The organism is Acinetobacter rudis (genome assembly GCF_031157835.1).
GTDB classification, from domain to species: Bacteria; Pseudomonadota; Gammaproteobacteria; order Pseudomonadales; family Moraxellaceae; genus Acinetobacter; species Acinetobacter rudis_A.
The window spans coordinates 123,682-140,145 of sequence record NZ_JAVIDR010000004.1 but is presented as its reverse complement, the minus strand read 5'-3'; the positions used below and the strand labels follow the sequence as shown (position 1 = coordinate 140,145).

Genomic DNA, 16,464 nt, shown 5'->3' with positions numbered 1-16,464 from the left:
ATTGCTCTTTATTTAACTTGTAAAAATTTTTCTTCTTCATTTTATTTTTATGTAAGTATTGTTGTTTAAGAAGATTACAGTTTGATGAAATATCTCGTGGGTAACAAAAAAATCTACAGCGACAATCTTGAACGAGAGCACACAAGTTGTTTATTTTCAGCAAATCACTTTTAATAATGTGCATTCAACATTAATGGATCTATTCATGATAAAAATTTATGGTATTAAAAACTGTAACTCAATGAAAAAAGCATTTGATTTACTCAATGAGTTAAACATCACTTTTGAATTCCATGACTATAAAAAACAAGGAATTGATACGCATACGCTGCAAACATGGATTACAGATATTGGAGCTGATATTGTTCTAAATAAAAAAGGAACAACTTGGCGTAAGCTTAGCCCAGAACAGCAAGCCTTAGCATTAAGTAGCACTGATGAATTAATTCAGGCTCTCAGCACGCATACTAGCCTCATTAAACGACCAGTTTTACAAAATGGCCAAGACTATATTGTTGGTTTTGATGAAGAGCGCTATCGTGCACTAAAAGCGACTACTGAATAAAAGTGATGACCAACAGCAGTGCAATATAATTGTCATGCTGTTTTTTTATACTAACAAAGTCAAGTGACTTCCTAATTAACCATTTATAAAACAAGTGAGTAGATTAATTTTGCTGTAATACATTTACTCACATCTGTATTATTTATTATTCGCAATATTTTAAAGCACAATTTAGAATTTATGTTTTAATCATTTTACATTTCATATTTACAAGGACTTGGTTCATGACAATGTCAATTCAAACACGTGAGATTCAGTACACCGCAGCAGATGGCTCAAACCTAAGCGCTTACTTTGCAGCTCCAACACAACAAACTGCTACAGCAGGAATCATTGTTGCACCAGAATGGTGGGGGCGAAATGAATATACTGAACAACGTGCACGTGAATTGGCCGAGCAAGGTTATGCCGCCCTCGCCATTGATATGTATGGAGACAAAAAAGTAACTACTGATGCCAAACAGGCATATGAATGGATGATGCAAACTTTTGAACATTCAGACACGCTTGTAATACGTGCAACAGCGGCATTAGAGACACTGGCAAAACAACCCGAAGTAGATGCAACACGGTTAGCTGCTATTGGTTTTTGCTATGGTGGTAAAGTCGTCTTGGATTTGGCACGTTCAGGCGCAGATCTTAAAGCTGTTGCAACATTCCATGCTGTGCTTGCAACTCAAACCCCAGCTCAACAAGGTCAAATCAAAGCTGAAATTTTAGTTTCACATGGTGCGCTCGACAGCATGGTAAGTCTTGATGATGTTGAAAACTTCAAAGCAGAAATGAACGCTGCTGCTGCAAACTATCAAGTACTCATTTTAGAAAATGCAAAACATGGCTTTAGTAACCCACTTGCAGATGAACGTGCTAAAGCGAATCAAGTTGATCTAGGTTATGATGCAGTAGCCGAAAAAACCAGTTTGGCGGCAATGTATGAACTATTAAATCGCAATTTAAAGTAAAACACTGTATGCGTGACCTCAGTGAAATAATCAAATATTCAATGAAATAAGAGGAACTCATATGACTACAACTAACTGTGTTTATTGTAATTTTGATGAATACGATATTATTGCTAAAAATGACTTTGGGGTAATTTTACCTGAAATAGACCCACTTTCTCTTGGGCATACGGTCATTATTCCATTACGTCATGTGACATCATATTTTGATGTCACTGACAAAGAACGTAAAAGCTTACAGTCTTTACTTGAGCTTGCTCGAAATGAACTAAAACTACGCCATCAACCAGAAGGTTTTCATATTGCATTCAATGATGGCAAAGTTTTCGGTGAAGAAGAAACTCATTTTCATATTCATATCATTCCACGTTATAGCAACCAAACCTTAAAGTTTGATCAACGTTGGGGTATTGTTGCCGAATAACTTACTTTTTTTAACTACACCAACGGTCATTTCAAATGTTCATTTGGTGTAGTTATTTAAAAATTTCACAAAATGATTATAAGCCTCACCCATGTTCGATCAGGATATTCTAATCAGCGCCAACAACATGCTTATTCAAGCATTCCTTAGCAAACACTCACAATAACTTAATAATTATTTACAACTCAATTTATTTCGTCCGATTTTAAATGTACATGTGGTAGAAAAATAAAGTGGTATGGTTGCTGAAACTCCATAATGAGGGAACGTAATTGAATAATAAAACTCTCCGCCTCATCTTTACTTAACCCAATGCCAAAAGAACATCCTTCTTGGGTAGAATGTATATGAATATTTCCATCTTGCTTATTTGGTAGGTAAGGATAAGTAGCACTCACGCAAGGTGCATATGTAATCTGAATAATTTTCTGTGTATCAATATCTACTACTGACACCAATTTTCCAGCACAATACTTAGAAATTTTCAGATTATTTTTAGAAATTAAAAAAGATTCCTTTGCATGATTAATCCAATTTTTATTTTTTCTATATTCATAATAACAAAATAAGTAGCCTAAAATGAGTGCAAATACCCAAATGCCTTTATGTTCGAGATAAAAGCCATAAGCAAAATATAAAAATACAATAGCTAATATAATTAATACCATACGACTGAGCAGAATTCGATTTTTAAAAGGAGCTGCATTTATCTGCAAATCAATCATAATTTCTGTATCTAAGCGAGTCATTTTAAGTTGATTTAACATTTTAATCTCTTAAGGATAGTTATTATCATGGTTAATTTTTTGGTATGGAAACACTTATTGCAAAATAATCATGATCATCATATTTAACTTTTAACAGAAATTTTTAAATATACCAGTCACTCACACTCGTTTTGCCCCCTTGCAATGATAAAACCATCACTTTCATTCACCTAACCTTCTGTCAAACTCACTCGATTGTCATCAATTCAACCATCTCAATTTAACAACACTCAGCTTATTTTATTTTTCATACCGTTTTCACGCTTTTATATTGGTTATACTGAGCACCTCATTTTTTACTTATCTCACTATGTCGCAATTTTCTTTTTCTGATGCGCTTCTACATTGGTATGACCAACATGGCCGACATGATTTGCCTTGGCAAGTCGCTGATGATCCATATAAAGTCTGGGTATCAGAGATTATGCTGCAACAGACACAAGTGAAAACGGTGTTGCAATATTTTGAGCGTTTTATACAGCGCTTCCCCAATGTTGAAGCACTCGGACAGGCACAATGGGATGATGTTGCACCGTATTGGGCAGGTCTTGGTTATTATGCTCGTGCCCGCAATTTGCACAAAGCAGCTGGAATAGTTGCTCAGCTAGGTTCTTTTCCAAAAGATCTTGATGGATGGATTGCCCTTCCAGGCATAGGCCCCTCAACAGCAGGTGCACTTATGTCACTAGGATTACGTCAATATGGCGTAATTATGGACGGTAATGTAAAGCGCGTATTATCACGCTTTTACGCCATTGAAGATGATTTATCAAAACCAATTCATGAACGCCAAATGTGGAAAATAGCTGATCACTTGTGCCCAATTGAGCGTAATCATGATTACACTCAGGCGATTATGGATTTAGGTGCAACAATCTGTACACCCAAGAAACCGCTATGTATGCACTGCCCAATGCAAATCCACTGCAAAGCACACCAACAAGGCCTAGAATTACAACTGCCCTATAAAAAACCGAAAAAGCCAGTACCCATTAAATCAGCCAAAGTTTTGGTGATCCAACACAATGAACACTGGTTGTGGCAACAGCGTGATCCAGCTGGACTTTGGGGTGGCTTACACTGTCTTCCTGTCATTGAACAAGAGCAACTTTTTGTACAACTATGTCAAATACTTGACCTTAAATCTGTACAGCAAACAGTAACCATCTCACACAGTTTTACTCATTTTACTTGGCAACTTGAAGCCTTTGTTGTTCAAGTTGAAGCTGATCAAAAAGAACATATTGAAACTGAATTAGTCGGGAAATGGCACACACCTATGCAAGCAATTGATTTAGGAATACCCACTGCAATGAAAAAATTGATTAATGCCTTGTAGATTGGACACTAAGTTATGTTAGGGTCTATCTATCGACCATCAATAAAAGGCGACAGCGTGTTTGCATCTCTACGTTATGCTTTAATCCTATGCAGCATTGTCGTTTTAGCTGCATGTCAAAGCACACCAAAAAAGAAACCAATAACAAGCAATAGTGCCCAAGCAATCGAACTTAAGAGGATGTCTTTTCCAAAGCGTCTTCCTGTACCTGTGGATGGCATACAAAGCAAAAATCTGACTGACACATGGGGAGCATCCCGTAGCCAAGGCCGTACCCATGAAGGCATTGATATTTTAGCTCCACGTGGAACCAAAGTTTATAGTGCCACAGATGGGATTGTGATGAGCTTAAAAGGCAATAATCTTGGTGGTAAAGTCATTTGGATCATGGGGCCTGCAGGATCATGGCACTACTATGCACATCTTAATGACCATGCACGCAAACTTAAAGAAGGAGATTATGTCCGTGCAGGAACCTTAATTGGTTATGTTGGCAATACTGGCAATGCTCGCCATACTGCCCCTCACCTACACTATGGTGTCTATCTGTCGGGTAAAGGCCGTGGTGCGACTAATCCCTACCCTTATTTACGTTAATTTGAGAGGAGAATTTTAATGTCTGAAGCTTTCATTCAGCGCTTGGTCGAATTTGCAGAATCTGGTAACCAACAAAAAATTCAATTAAAAGGTAACATATACCAGGGTTGGATTATGGAAATTAGTGACCAAGCCCTATTGATCAGTACTGGTTTTGCTGAAAAAACTGGGAAAGAAATATGGATTGATTTTAATGATCTACAAAATGCAGAATTGAGTTTTTGGAATACTCAAACTGACCAGTGGACGATCTTCCAACTTTAGACATAAGTGACCACAATACCTTCACTTTAGCCAACCACAAAAATACCGACCAGCCTCTTTGCTATACCCTAAACTTATCTAGCAATGCATAGATGCGTTGTTAGATAAAAAAACATCAAACAAATTAAAATCATAGCAAAATATTGAATGTCTATTTTATCCAATGTTTATGGTCTAAATATTTAAAAAGTGCCTGATTAAATTGGCTTATTTATATACACTCTAAAGTTTATATTGACTCAGTAGATACACACCTATATGGTTTTTTAAAATCAATTTGTTATAGCTTTCAATATCGTTTATATACATATCTATCAAAAAATTTAAGAAAGCGGGTAAATACAATGACAAGCAAGCGCTGTGGTTGGTGTAGCGATGATCCTATTTATATCCACTACCATGATCATGAATGGGGCAAAGCAAGCTTTGATGAACAGCACTTATTTGAAATGCTTTGTCTAGAAGGCCAACAAGCAGGACTATCTTGGATTACGGTATTAAAAAAACGTGAATCTTATCATCATCACTTTTTTCAACACCCAATTACTGAAATTGCAAAACTGAGCGATGAAGATCTGGCTCAAAAATGTCAGGATACTGGATTAATTCGACATATAGGTAAGCTAAAAGCCATTCGAGACAATGCCTTAGCTTGGGACAATATGTGCAAACAAAACATTGATATGGTGCAATGGTTATGGAACTTTGTTGAACAAAGCCCTCAGTTAAATGATGTTGAACGTTATCAAGATGCTCCAGCTCAAACAGAAACCAGCCTATACATGTCGAAAAGTTTGAAAAAAAATGGCTTTAAATTCGTTGGCCCAACAACTTGTTATGCCTTCATGCAAGCAGTAGGCATGGTTGACGACCATGAAAATACCTGCCCTCAAAAATCAACCTCCCCTCACATTAATCAATAAACACTTCACAGCTTAATATGGAGCAAGTGCAATGCCCAATACTATCCATGCTTATGCTGCCCTAGAGGCAGGTGCAAGTTTACAACCTTACCAATTTGATGCCGGTGAATTGGCAACTCACCAAGTTGAAGTCCAAGTGGAATACTGTGGTCTGTGCCATTCGGATGTCTCTGTGATTAATAATGAATGGCGCAATGGCCTTTATCCAGTCATTGCAGGCCATGAAATCATTGGAGTCATCACGCAGCTTGGATCAGAAGCAAAAGGTCTTCGTATTGGACAACGTGTGGGTATTGGCTGGACTGCTGATAGTTGCCAACATTGTTCCCAATGTCTCTCTGGCCAACACAACCTTTGTCATGAAAGCCAAGCAACTATTATAGGACATGCTGGAGGCTTTGCAGATAAAGTCCGTGCATCATGGCAATGGGTTATCCCTCTACCAGATAATTTAGACCCACAAAGTGCTGGACCTTTGCTGTGTGGTGGCATTACTGTATTTGATCCACTGCTCAAACATCAAATCCAAGCCCGTCACCATGTTGGAGTGATTGGCATTGGTGGTTTAGGCCATATAGCAATCAAACTGCTTAAAGCTTGGGGCTGTGAAATCACGGCTTTTACTTCTCAGCTCAGCAAAACAGATGAACTCAAGGCAATGGGAGCTGACCACGTTGTAGATAGCCGTGATTCAACTGCTCTAAAAGCCCATGCAGGAAAGTTTGATCTGCTTCTAAGTACAGTCAACGTCAGTCTAGATTGGAAAGCCTATTTACATACACTTGCACCTCAAGGACAGCTCCACCTACTTGGTCTTGTACTTGAACCACTTAACATCTCTGCAGGCCAACTCATTTCTAATGCACAATCTGTCACTGGCTCGCCTACGGGTTCACCTACGGCACTGCGTGAACTTTTAGCCTTTGCAGCACGTAAAAATATTTCACCTCAAGTTGAACTTTACCCAATGTCTAAAATTAATGAGGCAATTGAACGCTTGCTTTCAGGACAAGCACGTTATCGAATTGTACTCAAAGCAGATTTTGACCAAACATCTTCATCAACATAAGGGCTCTTATCATTATTAGCTACTCGTTTGTAGTTGGGTCCGTGTCCAATCCGCTAAGCAATCGATTGCTTGGCGGATCTCGTCTGTAAGCTCATGCCCAGCATTTAAACGAATACAGTTGTGATAGCGATTATCTTCACCAAATACTTGCCCAGGTACAATGTTAATACCCTGTTGTTGAGCAAAACGATACATTTCCAAACCATCAATTTGTTTAGGGAACTGTAACCACAATGCATACCCACCTGACGGACAACTTAAACGTAGCTCTACCCCCTCAAAACTCTGAGCAATAAAAGTCCGATATTGCTGCACTTGCGCCATAAGAATTGGGCGTAATTGATTCAGAAAGTTACGATAAGCTCGACTATAAATTAAATCGCTCAAACCTAATTGTAGAGGTGAGTTGACCACAACATTGCGTAAAATCAATGCTGAACGCAGATGCTGTAATCGTGATGTCAAACAAAACCAGCCTACACGGTACGATGGCGATAAAGATTTTGAAACTGAACCACAATACAACACATAGCCTTGTTTATCCCAATAGCGAATCGGCAAGGGACGCTGTGTGGCAAAACTACATTCAGCATAAATGTCATCTTCAATAATAAAGCACTCTAACTCAGCAGCAAGTTGTGCAATTTTTTCTTTGTCAGTGTTGCTTAAACAAAAACCTAAGGGGTTCTGATAATTGGCTGTCAGCAAACACACTTTTGCCCCTGAGCTACGCATTGCCTGCTCTAAACGTTGTAAATCTATACCCTCTGTACTTGCGGGTACCTCAACAATTTTCCGTTTCAAAGCAGCCAACAACTGCAACTGACCATTAAAGTTAGGGGTAGGAATAATAATACTATCCCCCACCTGAGTCAGACATTGAATCAACACGGAAAGTGCAGGCATACAACCATTACTAATAAAAATATCGTCTTTTTGAATAAAAAAACCATCTTCAGCCCAATGAGCTGATAAAGCTTCTCTTAAGCGAATATGCCCCTGACGCTCACTATATAAAAAATCTTCTGGATGGCTGTGCTTCATCGCACGTTGCATTGAACGTCTTAAGGCATCAATGGGTACTAAGTTTGCAGAGAGTTGAATTGCACCTAGATGAATTAACTGTGAATTAATTGATGCCTGATGAATTTCAATCTGTAATTCTAGATTCGAAATCTGACGTGTCTTCGGCTTAAAATCAGGATGTTCAGGCAACAAAAGCGCTTGATGCTGTTGTTGTTTGTGACTAACAAAATAACCTGCCTTATGCTTAGCATAAATTAGCCCTTGAGCTTCAAGTAATTCATAACAATTTTTCGCAGTATTCAGACTGACCTCTTGCTGTAAAGCAAATTGGCGTAAGGAATTAAGACGCTGGCCACTACTCAGCTCTCCATTAAAAATACGTTGGGCAAGCTGTTGAGCTAGATTTTGATACTGAAACTGCATGACAAGATACTCAAGCGGAAGCCCAATGAGTATATATCACTGTACCCTTTTTTTAAATTACTCTGTATCTGTACCCATAAAAATAATCTCATTATTCTAAGCCTACTCAGTATCAATGTCTTAGCACACTTAAAGGAGCACAAAATGAAAATAGCTTATCTTTGTCTCATCAGTAGCCTTCTTATGGCATGCCAACCAACTGCAATACATCAGGCCAACCAGCAACAAAGTTATGTGTGTAAATCATTGATCGAAGGTTTCTTAAAAACACAATCTTTAGGTCAATATGAACTACGCAGCATACAACCTGATTTAACCGAGACTGCTGTAGAAAGAACTTACACCTACAACACTAATTCAGATATTACAATGCGGCTGAATACCCCAACACAGCCTTGGCTCGCATTTCAGTGTAATCAACAAAATAATCATTACTCTGTGCAACTGATTGATACGCGTAGTAAAGAACGTCTCCCCTTACTCAGCTTGGACTTACCAGAGACAAAGCTGATGCGTGGTATGACCGCATTTAAGATTGAGCCATCTGAATAAATTTGTGCCCGAACTCAATACAACCTGTCCCATAGATCTGCAATTTAAGAATGGGTCAGGTGATCCTTAAAATATAAATCATCATGAAAAAATTATAATTATTCCTACTTTTACACTAAAATTACATTACAGCACCAATGATTCACTGTATTCCTTGCTATTTTTTTATTTCAGCATTGAATTGTGTTAACACTATCGCCATTATTGAACACAATACTTAGCTTTATCGCTCAGATTATGTGCCCATAAATATTGCCCCATTATTACGTGCTTTGCGAGATTGATAAGCAAATCAACTCAAAACACGTTAAACTATGGCGCACTGAATATCCTCAAAACGTCTAGATAGACATAGCAAAAGGTGAAGTTGGATGTCACTCAATACGGTTGAAGAGCTTGTAGCGGATATTCGCGCAGGTAAAATGGTCATTCTGATGGATGATGAAGATCGTGAAAATGAAGGCGATCTCGTTATTGCTGCGACACATGTACGTCCAGAAGACATTAACTTTATGATCACCCATGCACGTGGGTTGGTTTGTTTGACCTTGAGTAAAGATCGTTGCCAACAATTAAATTTACCACTCATGGTAGATGCAAATGGTGCTCAACACGGTACAAACTTCACCTTATCTATTGAAGCTGCTGATGGCATAACGACAGGTATTTCTGCCGCAGAACGTGCACATACTATTCAAACAGCCGTTGCTGCACATGCAAAACCAAGTGATATTGTTCAACCTGGACATATTTTCCCACTTATGGCACAGCCAGGGGGAGTATTACATCGTGCAGGACATACAGAAGCAGGCTGTGACCTGTCTCGTCTTGCAGGGCTAGAACCAGCATCTGTTATTTGTGAAATTATTAATGAAGATGGTACGATGGCACGCCGTCCAGACCTTGAAGTTTTTGCAGAAAAACATGGTCTAAAAATTGGAACCATTGCCGACCTAATTCACTACCGTATGACCAGTGAACAAACAGTTGAACGTATTGATCAACAACAGATAGATACAGAATACGGCCCATTTGAATTGTATCGTTATCATGAAATGGGAAGCCCTGACGTACATTTAGCCTTAGTTAAGGGTGATCCTCGTCAAGGCGTATCCACTGTACGTGTACATGGTTTTAATCCTATTCATGACCTATTAAAATTAAGCCCCGCAGACCAAGAGAGTAAATGGAACTTTGATAAAGCATTAAAAGCAATCAGTCAAAGTGAGCGCGGTGTTTTGGTCTGGATTGGTCAGCAACACCCTACAGACTTAGGGGTTGCATTAAACAAATTGCATCAAACAAAGCCACTCAAATCCAATGCTGCATTATCACAGCAATATCAAACCATTGGAGTTGGCGCACAAATATTATGTGATCTAGGTGTAGAAAAAATGAAATTACTTAGTTCACCATTACGTTTTAATGCCATTTCTGGTTTTAATCTTGAAGTCGTGGAATATATCACGGCTGATCAAATTTCAATTTAATTATCGAGGTAGCTATGGCAGTTCGCCGTATTGAAGGTATGTTGCATCTCGCGAGCGAAGGTCGTTACGCGATATTAGTTGGACGTTTTAACAGCTTTGTTGTTGAGCATCTTTTAGAAGGCGCAATTGACGTATTGCGTCGTCATGGTGTTTCTGATGACAATATTACTGTCATCCATGCACCAGGTGCTTGGGAACTTCCTGTCGTGGCGAAAAAACTTGCTGCATCAGCTCAATATGATGCAATCATCGCGCTTGGTGCGGTGATTCGTGGTAGCACACCACACTTTGATTTCGTTGCTGGTGAATGTGCAAAAGGTCTAGGCGTTGTTGGCTTAGATGCAGGTCTTCCTGTAATTAATGGTGTACTCACTACTGACAGTATTGAACAGGCGATTGAGCGCTCTGGTACGAAAGCAGGTAATAAAGGTGGCGAAGCTGCACTAACTGCTATTGAAATGGTTAATTTGTTAAAGGCAATCTAAGATATGTCGCAGACCCTCCAAGCGATTTATGCAGCAAAACGCAAAGCACGTCGTTTTGCTGTCCAAGGGATTTATGAATGGCAGATGAGCCATAATCCTGTACATGAAATTGAAGCTCGTACCCGTGCTGACAATGCAATGCACAAGACCGATTTAGGCTACTACCATGAACTACTCAGTGAAGTGATTAGTAATACGGAAGTTCTAGATGCATTGCTCATTCCTGTACTTGACCGTGAAATTTCTGCACTCGATGGTGTTGAGTTAGCAACTTTACGTCTTGGTGCTTATGAACTTAAAGAACATGTTGAAATTCCATATCGTGTAGTTTTAGATGAAGCGATTGAACTTGCCAAACATTTTGGCGGTGCAGATAGTCATAAGTACATTAATGGTGTCTTAGACCGTTTGGCTCAAAGTCTTCGTACAGCAGAAAAGCAACAAGCAAAATAATCGTAGTTATGGCTGAATTTTCTATTATCGAAACCTATTTTAATCGTCAACATGCGTCAAACCAGGTTGACCTTGGCATTGGTGATGATTCGGCCTTAATTTCTCCACCAGACCAACATCAACTGGTGATTTGTGCCGACACTTTAGTTTCAGGACGTCATTTTCCAACACATACTGCTGCACATGCAGTGGGCTGGAAAGCAGTTGCTGTTAACTTATCTGATATAGCGGCCATGGCAGCCAAGCCCCATAGTATTCTATTGGCATTAAGCATGCCCACTGTAGATCATGAATGGCTACAAGGTTTTAGCGATGGGCTCTATGCTTGTTGTGATCGTTATGGTGTGCAGTTAATTGGTGGTGATACCACTCAGAGTCCACATTTAAGTTTAACTGTAACTGCTATGGGCTGGGTTGAAACAGGCAAGGCTGTACGACGTTCAGGTGCTCAAATTGGTGATCTGATAGTAGTGAGTGGCAGTATTGGTGATGCAGCTTTTGCATTACAACACTTAGGTCATCCCCTACAACAACGCTTAGATTACCCCACACCTCGTTGTGAATTAGGTCAACAACTTTGTGGTTTAGCTTCAAGTATGATTGATATATCTGATGGACTCATACAAGATCTCGGGCATATTTTGACTGCATCACAAGTTGGAGCCAAAATCGCACTTGAACAGCTACCAATCAACACTCAGTTACAAGGAATTGCAGAGCACTTACGTTGGCAATACGCCTTAGCTGGTGGCGATGACTACGAATTATGTTTTACTATCTCAGAAGCAAACTACCAAAAATTATTACACTTACAACCTGAAGTGACAACAAGTGTGATTGGCCGTATTCAAGAACAGCCTGGTCTGAGTTTTACCCTGCATGGCCACACTCAGCCATTACAACTTCATGGATACCAACACTTTGCCTAAGCCACCAATCAACTTTAAGCACATGAATTGGAAACAACGCTGTATCGTTTGGAGTGGTGTTGGTTTTGGTTCAGGTTTAGCACCGAAAGCGCCAGGAACTTTTGGCTCTGCTTTTGCCTTACTTTTTGTACCTTTTTGGTTCTCAGTTGGTTTTAGTACATCCTTAATCGTGATCTTAATCATGTCTATTGTTGGCATTTATATCTGCGGAGAAAGTGCCAAGCTCATGAATGTACATGATGATGGTCGCATTGTTTGGGATGAGTTTGCTGGACAATCCATTACCTTCCTGCCCCTCATTTATATTGGACAAATAAGTTGGTTGTGGGTGCTTATTGCATTTGGATTATTTCGTTTATTTGATGTATGGAAACCTTGGCCAATCCGCGTTATTGATCGCCAAGTTGGCGGTGGATTCGGCATTATGTTTGACGATATTATCGCCGGCATATGGGCAGCGCTGTGCATCATGATTTATATTTTTATTTCTCAGGCTTAAGCCAAATAATAAGGTGTGTTATGTCGACGAGCGTCATTATACTTGCCGCAGGAAAAGGAACGCGTATGCGTTCTTCTCTGCCAAAAGTGTTACAACCTCTAGCAGGCCGTCCTCTTCTTGGACATGTAATCGAAACTGCCAAAAAATTAAAGGCAGATAAAATTATTACAATTTATGGTCACGGTGGTGATCGTGTGCAGCAAACTTTTGCACACGAACAAATTGAATGGGTTGAACAAGCAGAACAACTAGGGACCGGACATGCAGTACAAATGACACTGCCTGTTCTACCTCAAGACGGTATGTCTTTAATCTTATCTGGTGATGTACCTTGCGTTAGTGTTGACACTTTGGAGCGCTTATTAAGCGTGTCAAATGAAACAGGCATTGGATTGGTCACACTCACTTTAGACAATGCAGCAGGATATGGTCGGATTGTCCGTAATAACAACCAAATTCAAGCGATTGTTGAGCATAAAGACGCCAATGAACAACAACGTCAAATCAAAGAAATCAACACAGGTATCTACTGTGTCAGTAATGCCAAATTACAGCAATGGTTACCCAATCTAAACAACAATAATGCCCAAGCGGAATACTATCTTACTGATATTGTTTCCATGGCACTTCAAGACGGTATGTCTATTGCTTCTGTACAGCCCAATATGGCCTTTGAAGTTGAGGGGGTGAATGATCGCACTCAACTTGCTGCATTAGAACGTGAATTTCAAAGTTTTCAAGCTCAACAGCTGATGCTACAAGGCGTGCATTTAATTGATCCAAGCCGATTTGACTTACGAGGTCAATTAAAAGCTGGTCAAGATGTTCGTATTGACATAAATGTCATCATAGAAGGCAACTGTGAGTTTGGAGATGGTGTTGAGATTGGCGCAGGTTGTGTTATTAAAGACACGCGTATTGCCGCAGGAACTCACATTAAACCCTATAGTATTTTTGACAATGCCATTGTAGGCGCAAGAGCAGAAATAGGCCCATTCTCACGTTTACGCCCAGGCGCAGAACTGAGTGATGAAGTGCATATTGGTAACTTCGTTGAAGTTAAAAATACTCGCATAGGTACTGGATCAAAAGCCAATCACTTTACTTATCTTGGTGATGCTGAAATTGGTACACAAAGCAATATCGGTGCAGGAACAATTACTTGTAATTATGACGGTGCCTATAAACACAAAACAATTATTGGCGACTCTGTGTTTATTGGTTCAAATAGCTCACTGGTTGCACCGGTTCACATTGGCCATGGAGCAACAGTTGGTGCAGGCTCAGTCATTACCCAAAATGTTGAAGATGGTAGCCTCGCTTTTGAGCGTGCAAAGCAAATGAGCAAAGCAAATTATCAACGTCCCCAAAAAGTGGAAAAATAAGAAGGTATTATTATGTGTGGAATCGTAGGTGGCGTTGCAGAACGTAGTATTACAAATATCCTTATTGAGGGCTTAAAACGCTTAGAATACCGTGGATATGACTCAGCAGGTTTGGCGTTAGTCAATGGCGGGCAACTACTACGCGAGCGTCGTGTAGGGAAAGTTATCAACCTCGATACAGCGGTAGAACAATCTGATATTCAGGGTAGTCTAGGTATTGCACATACGCGTTGGGCTACTCATGGCAAACCAACTGAAAACAATGCTCACCCTCATGTTTCAGGTAAAATTGCTGTTGTACATAACGGTATCATTGAAAACTATCAAGTTCTCAAACAAAAATTACAAGATCTAGGTTATGTCTTTAGTTCAGAAACAGATACTGAAGTTGTTGCGCATTTAATTGCAGAAGCACTCAAACACAGCGATAACCTCTTTAGTGCTGTAGAAAAAATCGTACCACAACTTGAAGGTGCTTATGCACTCGGTATTATACATACCGATTATCCTGATGAACTGATTGTTGTACGTGAAGGTTCGCCTTTAGTTATTGGTGTTGGTATTGGTGAAAACTTTATTAGTTCTGACCAGTTAGCACTACTACCTGTAACTAACCGCTTTATCTACCTTGAAGAAGGTGATATGGCACGCTTAACACGTGAACATATTGAAATCTTTGCCAATGGTAAGGCCATTGAACGCCCTATTAAAGAATTAGATGCAACTGTCAGCCATGCAAGTAAAGGTGAATATAAACACTTCATGCTCAAAGAGATCTATGAGCAACCTGAAGCTATTCAACAAACAATGGCTCAAGCGCTTAATGGCAATGCATTACGTGATGACTTCCTAAAAGATGCAGAAGCTGATTTTAGTCAAATCAAACAAGTACAAATTATTGCCTGTGGTACAAGCTACCATGCCGGCATGATTGCGAAATACTGGTTTGAACAACTGATCGGCTTACCTTGCCAAGTTGAGATTGCCAGCGAATATCGCTACCGTACTCCAGTGATCGTAGCTGATACACTTTATATATGTGTATCTCAGTCAGGTGAGACAGCAGATACCTTAGCAGCTCTACGTGACACACAAAAACGCGCTGCTAATCGTAATATTAATATTTCAACACTGACGATCTGTAACGTTGCAACATCTTCAATGGTACGTGAAACTCAGCACCACCTGCTCACACTTGCTGGTCCTGAAATTGGTGTTGCATCAACCAAAGCATTCACAACCCAGCTTACTGCCTTCATGTTATTGGTTCTAAAAGTAGGACAAACTAAGCAGCAAATTTCCCCTGCTCAGTTAAGCGAGATTGCAGCGACATTATGGCATTTACCAAGTGTAATTCTAAAAACCTTACAATTTAACAATGCCATTCTAAATCTGTCTGAATTGTTTGTTGAAAAGAACCACTGTTTATTCTTAGGTCGCGGTACACAATTCCCTATCGCACTTGAAGGTGCTTTAAAGCTGAAAGAAATTTCATACATTCATGCTGAAGGTTATGCTGCAGGTGAACTAAAACATGGTCCTTTGGCACTTGTTGACAATGAAATGCCAGTTGTTATTTTAGCGCCAATGGATGATATGTTAGATAAACTCAAATCTAATATGGAAGAAGTTCAAGCACGTGGTGGTGAACTATTTGTTTTTGCTGATGAAAATAGTGAAATCAACAGTAAAGACCGTCAACATGTTGTACAAATTCCAAGTGTTAGCACATGGTTAGCACCAATTGTTTATAGTATCCCTGTTCAATTGTTGTCATATCATGTTGCGGTATTACGTGGTACTGATGTAGACCAGCCACGTAACTTGGCCAAATCAGTTACTGTTGAGTAAGCAATTTCACTGACCACACAGTTGTTGTGTTTGGACAATATAGTTCTAAACTAGACATTAAAATTGTAAACCAGATAAACCCAGCTATACTGATTGAAAAGTAGGCTGGGTTTTTCTATGAGTAGAACACCGAGATTCTTCACACAAGAACAAATTAAAAATCAGAAAAATAGAATTAAGTTAGCCATTGCTACATATTTTCCATTAGGAACACGTTTAGTCTCTTCAGATGGCGGAATGACTTCATGGATAGAGTTACCTGAAAAAAAATCGGCAGATATAATTCTTGAAGCTGCTTTACAAGAAGGAATTTTATTTGCCCTAGGTTCCTTATTCTCAAATTCAAATCGTTTTAACCATTGCCTCCGGATTAATTGCGGTTACCCATACAGATAAAATTGATAATGCTCTTAAACAATTGGATTTAATCATTAAAACAGCAATGAAATAAAAATACGTTC

Annotated in this window: 19 protein-coding genes; 17 read left to right on the top strand and 2 right to left on the bottom strand. The window is 39.4% G+C overall.

Translation table 11 applies throughout. From position 1 onward, the window contains the following. Positions 1–205: 205 nt before the first annotated feature. The 3 genes from RFH42_RS06390 to RFH42_RS06380 all read left to right on the top strand — a co-directional run bounded on the left by RFH42_RS06390 (position 206) and on the right by RFH42_RS06380 (position 1,951). Complete coding sequence (locus RFH42_RS06390; RefSeq protein WP_308974762.1) at positions 206–565, top strand: Spx/MgsR family RNA polymerase-binding regulatory protein; 360 nt, start codon at positions 206–208, stop codon at positions 563–565. A gap of 203 nt (positions 566–768) precedes the next feature. Beyond that, positions 769–1,527, top strand: a complete 759-nt coding sequence (locus RFH42_RS06385; RefSeq protein WP_308974845.1) for a dienelactone hydrolase family protein — start codon at positions 769–771, stop codon at positions 1,525–1,527. 61 nt (positions 1,528–1,588) lie between these two features. Beyond that, positions 1,589–1,951: an HIT family protein gene (locus RFH42_RS06380; protein ID WP_308974761.1), complete on the top strand. Its 363-nt coding sequence runs from the start codon at positions 1,589–1,591 to the stop codon at positions 1,949–1,951. A 185-nt stretch (positions 1,952–2,136) separates the two neighbouring features. Here the strand turns inward: RFH42_RS06380 and RFH42_RS06375 are convergent, their stop codons facing one another. Further along, positions 2,137–2,718: a hypothetical protein gene (locus RFH42_RS06375; protein ID WP_308974760.1), complete on the bottom strand. Its 582-nt coding sequence runs from the start codon at positions 2,716–2,718 to the stop codon at positions 2,137–2,139. 310 nt (positions 2,719–3,028) lie between these two features. Here RFH42_RS06375 and mutY point away from each other — a divergent pair, with 310 nt between their 5' ends. From mutY to ahr, 5 genes are all read left to right on the top strand, one after another. Next, entirely contained in the window at positions 3,029–4,057 is a 1,029-nt protein-coding gene (mutY, locus tag RFH42_RS06370; RefSeq protein ID WP_308974759.1) for an A/G-specific adenine glycosylase, read from the top strand. Positions 4,058–4,114: 57 nt separating this feature from the next. Continuing rightward, entirely contained in the window at positions 4,115–4,654 is a 540-nt protein-coding gene (locus RFH42_RS06365; protein ID WP_308974758.1) for a M23 family metallopeptidase, read from the top strand. Between the two features lie 18 nt (positions 4,655–4,672). Beyond that, positions 4,673–4,918 carry a hypothetical protein gene (locus RFH42_RS06360; protein WP_308974757.1) on the top strand — a complete coding sequence of 82 codons (246 nt, stop codon included), beginning with the start codon at positions 4,673–4,675 and terminating at the stop codon, positions 4,916–4,918. 344 nt (positions 4,919–5,262) lie between these two features. Next, the gene (locus tag RFH42_RS06355) at positions 5,263–5,841 is read left to right on the top strand and encodes a DNA-3-methyladenine glycosylase I (RefSeq protein ID WP_308974756.1); all 579 of its coding nucleotides are present in this window, start codon (positions 5,263–5,265) and stop codon (positions 5,839–5,841) included. Positions 5,842–5,872: 31 nt separating this feature from the next. Further along, positions 5,873–6,910 (top strand): NADPH-dependent aldehyde reductase Ahr, encoded by a 1,038-nt coding sequence (ahr, locus tag RFH42_RS06350; RefSeq protein ID WP_308974755.1) that lies wholly within the window; start codon positions 5,873–5,875, stop codon positions 6,908–6,910. Between the two features lie 15 nt (positions 6,911–6,925). Here the strand turns inward: ahr and RFH42_RS06345 are convergent, their stop codons facing one another. Continuing rightward, positions 6,926–8,359 carry an aminotransferase-like domain-containing protein gene (locus RFH42_RS06345; RefSeq protein ID WP_308974754.1) on the bottom strand — a complete coding sequence of 478 codons (1,434 nt, stop codon included), beginning with the start codon at positions 8,357–8,359 and terminating at the stop codon, positions 6,926–6,928. Positions 8,360–8,503: 144 nt separating this feature from the next. Here RFH42_RS06345 and RFH42_RS06340 point away from each other — a divergent pair, with 144 nt between their 5' ends. From RFH42_RS06340 to RFH42_RS06300, 9 genes are all read left to right on the top strand, one after another. After that, positions 8,504–8,911, top strand: coding sequence for a hypothetical protein (locus RFH42_RS06340; RefSeq protein ID WP_308974753.1), 408 nt, complete (start codon positions 8,504–8,506; stop codon positions 8,909–8,911). 371 nt (positions 8,912–9,282) lie between these two features. Next, the gene (ribBA, locus tag RFH42_RS06335; protein ID WP_308974752.1) at positions 9,283–10,401 is read left to right on the top strand and encodes a bifunctional 3,4-dihydroxy-2-butanone-4-phosphate synthase/GTP cyclohydrolase II; all 1,119 of its coding nucleotides are present in this window, start codon (positions 9,283–9,285) and stop codon (positions 10,399–10,401) included. A 14-nt stretch (positions 10,402–10,415) separates the two neighbouring features. Then, positions 10,416–10,886, top strand: coding sequence for a 6,7-dimethyl-8-ribityllumazine synthase (gene ribH / locus RFH42_RS06330; RefSeq protein ID WP_308974751.1), 471 nt, complete (start codon positions 10,416–10,418; stop codon positions 10,884–10,886). Between the two features lie 3 nt (positions 10,887–10,889). Then, a complete protein-coding gene (gene nusB / locus RFH42_RS06325) occupies positions 10,890–11,339 on the top strand; it encodes a transcription antitermination factor NusB (protein WP_308974750.1) in 450 nt (149 codons plus the stop codon). 8 nt (positions 11,340–11,347) lie between these two features. Beyond that, entirely contained in the window at positions 11,348–12,268 is a 921-nt protein-coding gene (gene thiL / locus RFH42_RS06320) for a thiamine-phosphate kinase (protein WP_308974749.1), read from the top strand. Beyond that, on the top strand, positions 12,246–12,767 hold the full coding sequence (locus RFH42_RS06315; protein ID WP_308974748.1) for a phosphatidylglycerophosphatase A family protein: 522 nt from the start codon (positions 12,246–12,248) through the stop codon (positions 12,765–12,767). The genes thiL and RFH42_RS06315 overlap by 23 nt, the downstream gene beginning before the upstream one ends. Before the next feature lie 20 nt (positions 12,768–12,787). Then, the gene (gene glmU, locus RFH42_RS06310; RefSeq protein ID WP_308974747.1) at positions 12,788–14,152 is read left to right on the top strand and encodes a bifunctional UDP-N-acetylglucosamine diphosphorylase/glucosamine-1-phosphate N-acetyltransferase GlmU; all 1,365 of its coding nucleotides are present in this window, start codon (positions 12,788–12,790) and stop codon (positions 14,150–14,152) included. A gap of 12 nt (positions 14,153–14,164) precedes the next feature. Next, a complete protein-coding gene (gene glmS, locus RFH42_RS06305; RefSeq protein WP_308974746.1) occupies positions 14,165–16,003 on the top strand; it encodes a glutamine--fructose-6-phosphate transaminase (isomerizing) in 1,839 nt (612 codons plus the stop codon). A 117-nt stretch (positions 16,004–16,120) separates the two neighbouring features. Then, on the top strand, positions 16,121–16,399 hold the full coding sequence (locus tag RFH42_RS06300) for a hypothetical protein (RefSeq protein ID WP_308974745.1): 279 nt from the start codon (positions 16,121–16,123) through the stop codon (positions 16,397–16,399). Positions 16,400–16,464 lie beyond the last annotated feature (65 nt).

Bases quoted from the DNA above. Each gene is read 5' to 3' on its own strand.
- RFH42_RS06390 (WP_308974762.1), top strand. From the start codon at position 206: ATGATAAAAATTTATGGTATTAAAAACTGTAACTCAATGAAAAAAGCA.
- RFH42_RS06380 (WP_308974761.1), top strand. From the start codon at position 1,589: ATGACTACAACTAACTGTGTTTATTGTAATTTTGATGAATACGATATT.
- RFH42_RS06375 (WP_308974760.1), bottom strand. From the start codon at position 2,718: ATGTTAAATCAACTTAAAATGACTCGCTTAGATACAGAAATTATGATT.
- mutY (WP_308974759.1), top strand. From the start codon at position 3,029: ATGTCGCAATTTTCTTTTTCTGATGCGCTTCTACATTGGTATGACCAA.
- RFH42_RS06360 (WP_308974757.1), top strand. From the start codon at position 4,673: ATGTCTGAAGCTTTCATTCAGCGCTTGGTCGAATTTGCAGAATCTGGT.
- RFH42_RS06355 (WP_308974756.1), top strand. From the start codon at position 5,263: ATGACAAGCAAGCGCTGTGGTTGGTGTAGCGATGATCCTATTTATATC.
- ahr (WP_308974755.1), top strand. From the start codon at position 5,873: ATGCCCAATACTATCCATGCTTATGCTGCCCTAGAGGCAGGTGCAAGT.
- RFH42_RS06345 (WP_308974754.1), bottom strand. From the start codon at position 8,359: ATGCAGTTTCAGTATCAAAATCTAGCTCAACAGCTTGCCCAACGTATT.
- RFH42_RS06340 (WP_308974753.1), top strand. From the start codon at position 8,504: ATGAAAATAGCTTATCTTTGTCTCATCAGTAGCCTTCTTATGGCATGC.
- ribBA (WP_308974752.1), top strand. From the start codon at position 9,283: ATGTCACTCAATACGGTTGAAGAGCTTGTAGCGGATATTCGCGCAGGT.
- ribH (WP_308974751.1), top strand. From the start codon at position 10,416: ATGGCAGTTCGCCGTATTGAAGGTATGTTGCATCTCGCGAGCGAAGGT.
- nusB (WP_308974750.1), top strand. From the start codon at position 10,890: ATGTCGCAGACCCTCCAAGCGATTTATGCAGCAAAACGCAAAGCACGT.
- thiL (WP_308974749.1), top strand. From the start codon at position 11,348: ATGGCTGAATTTTCTATTATCGAAACCTATTTTAATCGTCAACATGCG.
- RFH42_RS06315 (WP_308974748.1), top strand. From the start codon at position 12,246: ATGGATACCAACACTTTGCCTAAGCCACCAATCAACTTTAAGCACATG.
- glmU (WP_308974747.1), top strand. From the start codon at position 12,788: ATGTCGACGAGCGTCATTATACTTGCCGCAGGAAAAGGAACGCGTATG.
- glmS (WP_308974746.1), top strand. From the start codon at position 14,165: ATGTGTGGAATCGTAGGTGGCGTTGCAGAACGTAGTATTACAAATATC.
- RFH42_RS06300 (WP_308974745.1), top strand. From the start codon at position 16,121: ATGAGTAGAACACCGAGATTCTTCACACAAGAACAAATTAAAAATCAG.